Here is a 6,855-nt window from a genome sequence, read left to right on the forward strand (position 1 = left end):
CTCGACGTTCTGAAAAAATGAAACCTCGATGCCCAACTCTAGTCGCGCTGATCTTTATGGCTTTGGGCGTTATCCGAGCGAATGGAGCCAATCCAATAGAAGATCGATTGAAGATCGATACGATGTGGGAAGAATGGCTTAATCAGCCGAAACTTACCTACACGAACCTAGAAGAGTCAGACTTAAAAGAACTACACGGAACTTGGGAAGGATCCTGTGGAATTGAGGGATCGATAGATCAAGTATCAATCACCTTAAAAAATGATAAGAAATGGATCTCTAACGAATTCAACGAAGAAGATGTAAAGCAAATGTGGATTCTTTACGATGGACTCATTTTCCTCTACGTATCCAGTTCAAATGAGGGGCACCAAATGACCTCATGCATCTACAAAAGCAAAGGAGGCGACCTAAAGCTTATCTATGCTGATTGCGACAACCACACCCTAAACCTTAAGAAAAAATAGGTCAGAACAAATCGTGTCATACAACTCCGGGGGCTGCGCCCCCTCCGCGTATGCACTCGACGTTGGCAGAAAAAGAGAAATGAATCCGAAACTTCTAATCCAAGACATCTTAGTCGGGTTGGGCATAAAGAAGCCCGAACTGTACGCGCGGGGCGAGTGGCCGGTAGATGTTAATATTTCGAAACTAAGATTACGACGACACGAAGATGGATGTGGAGCTACCGGTAGGATTCGAGTGAGTTCAAAGGTTCGACGAATCTTCTTGGAAGCCTTCTTCTACAATACAGAGAAAGAAGAAATTCATAGAGAAGAATTAGATTTCCTCGTCGATAACGAAACTTCGGCGCTCTTCAGTATTCCATGCTCCTCATTCGAGGTGGAGGAGGCTTATGTTGAGTATTCAAAAAACAACTAAAAAGATGCCAACAAGACGCTCCAGGCAACTGCGGCAAACGCCCGCCTCTTTCATTACGAACCCATGAAAATCAACCACCCCAGAAATTCAGAAGATAGCTTAGGCCTTGTCGCCTGAGCTCGGCGTTTGGAGGGAAAATGAATAAGGACTACATCATTCCAGAAGGATCAACGTTCAAGATCTACCCAGCACTTGACGTCGACGTGAAACTGAAAAGCACAATCTCGGATACGCTTCAAAACTTCCCGTGTGTAAGATCGTTCGCTCTCTTCATCGTCAAGACAGGATGGATACTAAAAAAGAAAACAAAGACCATATGTGTTCTCCACGATAGCCCCAACGAATACGCAGAAGCAAATGAATCATTAGCTACGAAATTGAACGATTACTTCTCAGGAAAGAACGACTATGCTGATTGCATTAGCTTAGATCTAAACATTCCCGAGCAGAGGCAACTAGCAGAACAAATTGAAAAACACATCGTTTTCGAAGAAATAAAATAACTCCAACCAATCGGCTCACACAACGAGCGCAAGCGCTCGCCGTGTGGCCTCGACGTTAGACGAAAAATAAAACTGAACCTATGTTCTTCGTAATCATTCAATTCGTCGTATTCTTGATAGCATGGTTCTTCCTCACGAAAATACTTGGGAAAAATATATCAGACTGGAGCAAAACGTTTCTCAGTTCAGTTACTTTCCTCATAGTAGGAATCATCTATCTTTCAGCTATCGATGAAAAATTCTACCTTCCAATACCGGGAAGTAAAAAAATAAATCCTGAAAACTTATTAGTTAGCTATCTTGAACTACTAGTCGTAGCCTCAATCTTGTCAGTTATATTTCTGACTCTAGATTACAGAGTACACAAAAAATCAAACTCGTAATATGCATAACCCAAATATGTCTAACAAGTCGGTCGATACAACTCGGGTAAGCGCTCGCCGAAATTCAATCACCCCAGACACTTCCAAGCTCAACCCAACGTTTAAACTTTAACTGGAGCTCGCGTATCACCTCGGCGTTGGCAAAAAATAGAATGATCAGACTCCTGACATGTTTCACACTTATCCTGGCAGCATTCAGCATGGGCTGTGCTCGCGACATCGAAAACCGACTATTCTACAATCTACCCGAAAACAAAAAGATAACCATAATTACAAATCCAGAGTTCGAACTTATTGGCATAAAATTCGAAAATAAGGAGTCTGGGAAGAGTCGAACAGCTTACTTGCATGATCCGATTCAGCTAAAAGAAAATGGATACGCAATGAGGGGCCTCGAGCATCGACTCTACGTCGGAGGCTCCCCAGCCAGATACGAAGAAAAGGAGCTGCCATACGTCTCTACCCGAATTCTCACCTTACATGGAATTAGCGAAGACTATGTGGACCTAAACACATTCTTAGCAGATTCTAACTCTTACTCTGATGTATTCAAAAACTAAGAAACAAACTAGTGCCAACAAGACGTTTGAGGCAATGCCTGTTACGCTCCGCTCCACTGGCATCGCCTCAACTTGACGTTCGACGAAGAAAAATAAATGAAGACCGACTTTCCAGTAGAGCATGTCGTCAAGGGCATGCCAGTAACTATGGAAGCATTCATTGCATTACTTATCTTTGCCCTTCCGATAGCATTTCTGGGATTTGGAATCTACTGGTTGATAAGACGTAAGAAACGAAGAGAAGAAAAAGAATTTGATGAGTACATGAAGCAAAGAAAACAAACCCCTGCATTGAGAAGAAATTGATCCTCGAAGCATTCAAAGAAGAAAAGCAACTACCCAAGGAATCCAACTGGTGAATACAAAAACAAATAGGTCGAACAAGACGGTCGATACAACTCGGGTAAGCGCTCGCCGAAATTCCAACACACCAGACACACTCAACCTCAACCCAACGTTCGAGCACTGACTTGAGCTCGCGTATCACCTCGACGTTGGTATCGAAATGAATAAATTGATCTTCTGCATAACCCTCTTCGTACCTTTTTCAGTTTCGGCAGTAGAGAAGGTCTTAGAAATCGACCCTTCATTCAATTGGGTTGAGAAAGATCTTCCATTGGAAGCTATGAAGCACTTTGAGGCAACAGGTACACTGCTTCTTGACTATTCAGTTTCCGAAGCTTCGGGCGTTCTCGCAACAGCAATTCAAAGCCCACTCGAAACAGAAAACAAGCATTCCACAACTAGCTTTATGACTGGGGTTAAAGAAGGAATTGAGGCAAAAGGCGGAATTATCGACAAAATAGAAAGAACAAATATAAAAAAATTCCCTGCGTACCGAATTACGGGAGAAGCAACTAGCACATCGTTCGTAAACTATGTTATTTTTACTTCTGATCATTCACTGCTAATAGGTTTTACCCGCATAGGGGTTCAAGCAAACGAAGCCACGATTTTGGACTATTTTACCCGAATTAGGTTTACAGGCGGGATTTCTCCCGGCTCGGTTGATGCATATGATCGTACATTATCAGCTTACCGATCTGGACAATGGATAGGTAGAATATTATTTATACTCCTAACTATCGGAGTGTTAGCTTGTTTTGTCATTACAACAAAATGGGCATGGCGAAAACTCAAAAGAAGAAATGCAAATACGAATTGAAAGGAGCATACCAACAAAACGTTCCAGACAACGAGCGCAAGCGCTCGTCGTCTGAACTTGGCGTTAGGCAAGAAAGATAGAATGTCATTTCTATACAAATACAGACCGTTCAACAAAGATACGTTGAAAACACTAGCACTTCGAAAGCTGTTTTTCTCGCGACCCGCTTTCTTCAACGATCCTTTCGATAGTCAACTTTCACCCGAAGAGTTCGCACGCGAGCTAAATACAGAAGGCATCACTCATGGAACCAAAAGAATAGAGATGTCCTCCTCATTTATGGATCGGTGCTTGAGAGACGCTGGCATTTTGTGTCTAAGCAAGAAAAATGAAAACATTCTTATGTGGTCTCACTACGCAGATTCTCACAGAGGATTGTGCATAGGTTTTACTGAAGACTTACTAGAAGACCTAAACACCAGCAACGAAGGGCAGGAGTTTTCCAAGTATGAAGTCTCATACGATACAAATCATCCATTTCTAGATATTCAGAGAGATATTTTGTACGGACACAAATACGGCACTGGCGACGCTTTCATTGATCAGTGCACCCTCGAGGACGACCTACTTGAAGCGTCCATCTCAAAGAAACACCAACATTGGATTTACGAGGATGAGGTTCGGTTCTACACGAAGTCGTACGGTTTGTACGAGTTTAGCCCATCAAGTGTAGATCACATCATTTTTGGAATGAACGCATCCTTGGACGACATCGAAACAGTCAGAAACATACTGAAGACGGAAGAATGGTCTCACGTTGAGTTGCTTAACGCTCATCGTAAGCCATGTGCACTCGAACTAGAAATACCAGTAAAATTAGCCTAACAAAACGCAGCAGGCAACGAGCGCAAGCGCTCGCCGCCTGTGCTCGGCGATATGTGAAACAAAAAGTCATGAAAAAAGCATACGACATTTCTAAGTACTTCGGCACTCTCTTTATCACAACCTACGGTATATTAGTAGCGTTCAACGTCATCTCTGGAATGCTAGGATTCCGATTCCTACCAACAACAGGTATACCTATGCTTTTACCAATTATTGGAGTCGCTCTGTTTATCACACCGACCATTCACAGATTATACGTTGATGAAATAAAATGGGACGCGAAAGACTCCCATCAAAGCTACTTTGACAAAGGTTCGCCAAACACAACAACTGATCCATTAAAAGAAGAGACTAAATAGTGATCAATCCAGCATAAGAAAAACTGCACATATCAAGTCGTTTCAGGCAACGAGCGCAAGCGCTCGTCACCTGAACTCGGCGTTAGTCAGTTAAGAAATGGACCAATCCACATTCAAAACCATACTCGCGATATACACTGCGTATGTGTTCTTCCAAGTTGTCCGTCCCGCAAAAGATCAAACTCTCACAAGAAAAGAAAGTAACGAAAGAGCTGTAAGAATATTCAAATCGCTGTCTCCAGCTAGGCGCACCATAGGCTTAACTGTAAGTCTCTCGATTTACATTCTGGCGATATCAGGCATAGTCGGCATGTTCTACTTTTGGTCACCAGCGAGATGGCTTTTCTTGTCGGCAGTAATCCTCACCATTTTCGGCCAAATCAGATGGCCAATTCAACCCATGACGACCCATAGTGCTGTGATAAGAAATGAGGTAGAGCTATTCCTAGATGGAGCCCTCATTGCTCTGATTTTCTTCTCACCCGTAGCGCAATTCTTCACTCAATGAAAAATGGGACTAACCAGTCAGCCCATACAACTCCAGCCAGCGCTCCGCGCTGACTTTACCACTGAGGCTAGGAGTCAAGCTGCTATATCAGTTTTTCATGGAATCTTGCAGGTACGCGCATATCGGGCTTCCTTTCGCTTTTAGTCGTTCTATATAGAGCCCTTCGTCGTAGGCGGTTCGAGTCTTCCACATCCGGTATATTATCCTCTGCCACTTGTAGGCCAGCTCCCGCATGGCGCAGTTGTAGGTCATTCCCGCGGCCTTCTTCATCCTCCAGAACGCGGACGCCCAGGAGCTCCACTTTATCGACTCGCCGGCGAACTCCACGAAGGTCTGCATCAGGAACCTCGGCCGGGAGTAGCGGCGGTGCACGATGCGCTTCTTGCCGCTGCTCTGGGTAACGGGGGCGACCCCGCTGTAGCGCTGCAGGGCCTCGCGGCTGGAGTAGCGGGAGCGGTCCTCGCCCATGGCCGAGAGCAGCCGCGGCCCTAGAGCCGGACCGGCTCCGGGAAGGCTGTCGAAGATCGGCTTGTCCTCCGACTCGGCGTAGCGCCGGGCCAGCTCCTGGTCGTATCTCGCGATGGCCCTCGAGCAGGCCTCGATGTGGTCCAGGCAGCTGGAGATTCGAAGCTCCATGACGTCCATGATCGCGGGGTCGTCGGTCAGGACGACGGACTCGGCCACCACCCGCAGGCGCTCCTCGATCACGTCCCTGCGCGAGCAGTGGGAGCTGCGGTAGAAGGCCGCCATCTCCTCGGGGTCCGCCTCGCGGGCCGCCTGCAGCGAGGGCCAGCGGCGAAGGAAGCCTATCGCCATGGGGGCGTGCAAGTCCCTGCCCAGCAGCGCCAGGGCCTGCGGGAAGCTGCTTTTTAGCAGCGACTTGAGGCGGTTGCACTGCTCGACCTGCCGGTCGACCTCCCCGCGGCGGGCCTTGGAGAGCGAGTCGATCCTGCGCATGGCCGCGCTGTCCAGCCGGTGGGCCCGGAGCTTGTCGCGGTGCGAGGCCAGCAGCTGGGCGAGGACCTCGCAGTCCAGCAGGTCGCTCTTGGCCCCGGAGCCGTTGAAGGCCTTGCGGAAGCGGGCCGGCACGCTGGGGTTGAGGGCGTAGACCTCCAGCCAGCCGCGCGGGCACAGGAAGGCTACCAGGTCGGGAGCGGGCATCTCGAAGGCCACCGCGACGCGGGCCTCGGGATGCTCGGAGCGAAGCCTCGCCAGCCACGCGCCCAGTTCGTCGGGGCTGTTGGCCAGCTTGTCGAAACGCGGACTGGAGCCCGCCCGCAGGGAGGCGAGGCAAACGTCCAGGGTTGCGTCGGAACGGTCGATCCCGATCGCGAAGTCCAGGGGCTTTTCCTTCATCGTGTCATAGTCGGTTGAGGGTTGCGGAAAGCTCGTCCTTGACCGGCAGCGACAGCAATATAGAGTGGTCCGTGCAGAGGGCTTCCACCGAGGAGTCGTCAAAAAGTCAAGGCGCTACCCGCAGCCCGGAACGGTAAGGTCACAGTCCTCCAGGGGACGCCGCGTATTTGTTCCTGGACTGCGGGCGAGCGCTGAAATTGTAATGAAAAGCCAAACGGAGTCCAACCCCGCCGGAAGTTATTCACAATGCCCCGAAAGCGAGCTCTTCGGCCCGCGCCTTTCGGGCATCATGAATAACTTCTCCTAGCCTATAT

The 6,855-nt window shown here is 48.1% G+C and carries 9 protein-coding genes; 8 read left to right on the top strand and 1 reads right to left on the bottom strand.

Translation table 11 applies throughout. The annotated features are described in order from the left end of the window. The 8 genes from IEN85_RS18695 to IEN85_RS18730 form a co-directional block, all read left to right on the top strand. The coding region (locus tag IEN85_RS18695) for a hypothetical protein (protein WP_224772736.1) at positions 1-467 on the top strand (467 nt) is incomplete at its 5' end. A 13-nt stretch (positions 468-480) separates the two neighbouring features. Next, positions 481-882: a hypothetical protein gene (locus IEN85_RS18700; protein WP_191618635.1), complete on the top strand. Its 402-nt coding sequence runs from the start codon at positions 481-483 to the stop codon at positions 880-882. A 137-nt stretch (positions 883-1,019) separates the two neighbouring features. Then, positions 1,020-1,385 carry a hypothetical protein gene (locus IEN85_RS18705; RefSeq protein WP_191618636.1) on the top strand — a complete coding sequence of 122 codons (366 nt, stop codon included), beginning with the start codon at positions 1,020-1,022 and terminating at the stop codon, positions 1,383-1,385. A 535-nt stretch (positions 1,386-1,920) separates the two neighbouring features. Further along, positions 1,921-2,328 carry a hypothetical protein gene (locus tag IEN85_RS18710; protein WP_191618637.1) on the top strand — a complete coding sequence of 136 codons (408 nt, stop codon included), beginning with the start codon at positions 1,921-1,923 and terminating at the stop codon, positions 2,326-2,328. A 96-nt stretch (positions 2,329-2,424) separates the two neighbouring features. Next, complete coding sequence (locus tag IEN85_RS18715) at positions 2,425-2,634, top strand: hypothetical protein (RefSeq protein ID WP_191618638.1); 210 nt, start codon at positions 2,425-2,427, stop codon at positions 2,632-2,634. A 199-nt stretch (positions 2,635-2,833) separates the two neighbouring features. Next, positions 2,834-3,493: a hypothetical protein gene (locus IEN85_RS18720; protein WP_191618639.1), complete on the top strand. Its 660-nt coding sequence runs from the start codon at positions 2,834-2,836 to the stop codon at positions 3,491-3,493. A gap of 342 nt (positions 3,494-3,835) precedes the next feature. Then, a complete protein-coding gene (locus IEN85_RS25020) occupies positions 3,836-4,318 on the top strand; it encodes a DUF2971 domain-containing protein (protein WP_224772737.1) in 483 nt (160 codons plus the stop codon). 68 nt (positions 4,319-4,386) lie between these two features. Then, positions 4,387-4,677, top strand: coding sequence for a hypothetical protein (locus IEN85_RS18730; RefSeq protein ID WP_191618641.1), 291 nt, complete (start codon positions 4,387-4,389; stop codon positions 4,675-4,677). 595 nt (positions 4,678-5,272) lie between these two features. On the opposite strand, the gene IEN85_RS18735 is transcribed toward IEN85_RS18730, so the two are convergent. Continuing rightward, positions 5,273-6,541, bottom strand: a complete 1,269-nt coding sequence (locus IEN85_RS18735) for an IS110 family RNA-guided transposase (protein ID WP_191616790.1) — start codon at positions 6,539-6,541, stop codon at positions 5,273-5,275. Positions 6,542-6,855: the final 314 nt, after the last annotated feature.

Origin of the sequence: Pelagicoccus enzymogenes, assembly GCF_014803405.1 — a bacterium.
Classification (GTDB): domain Bacteria; phylum Verrucomicrobiota; class Verrucomicrobiia; order Opitutales; family Opitutaceae; genus Pelagicoccus; species Pelagicoccus enzymogenes.

Bases quoted from the DNA above. Each gene is read 5' to 3' on its own strand.
- IEN85_RS18705 (WP_191618636.1), top strand. From the start codon at position 1,020: ATGAATAAGGACTACATCATTCCAGAAGGATCAACGTTCAAGATCTAC.
- IEN85_RS18710 (WP_191618637.1), top strand. From the start codon at position 1,921: ATGATCAGACTCCTGACATGTTTCACACTTATCCTGGCAGCATTCAGC.
- IEN85_RS18715 (WP_191618638.1), top strand. From the start codon at position 2,425: ATGAAGACCGACTTTCCAGTAGAGCATGTCGTCAAGGGCATGCCAGTA.
- IEN85_RS18720 (WP_191618639.1), top strand. From the start codon at position 2,834: ATGAATAAATTGATCTTCTGCATAACCCTCTTCGTACCTTTTTCAGTT.
- IEN85_RS25020 (WP_224772737.1), top strand. From the start codon at position 3,836: ATGTGGTCTCACTACGCAGATTCTCACAGAGGATTGTGCATAGGTTTT.
- IEN85_RS18730 (WP_191618641.1), top strand. From the start codon at position 4,387: ATGAAAAAAGCATACGACATTTCTAAGTACTTCGGCACTCTCTTTATC.
- IEN85_RS18735 (WP_191616790.1), bottom strand. From the start codon at position 6,541: ATGAAGGAAAAGCCCCTGGACTTCGCGATCGGGATCGACCGTTCCGAC.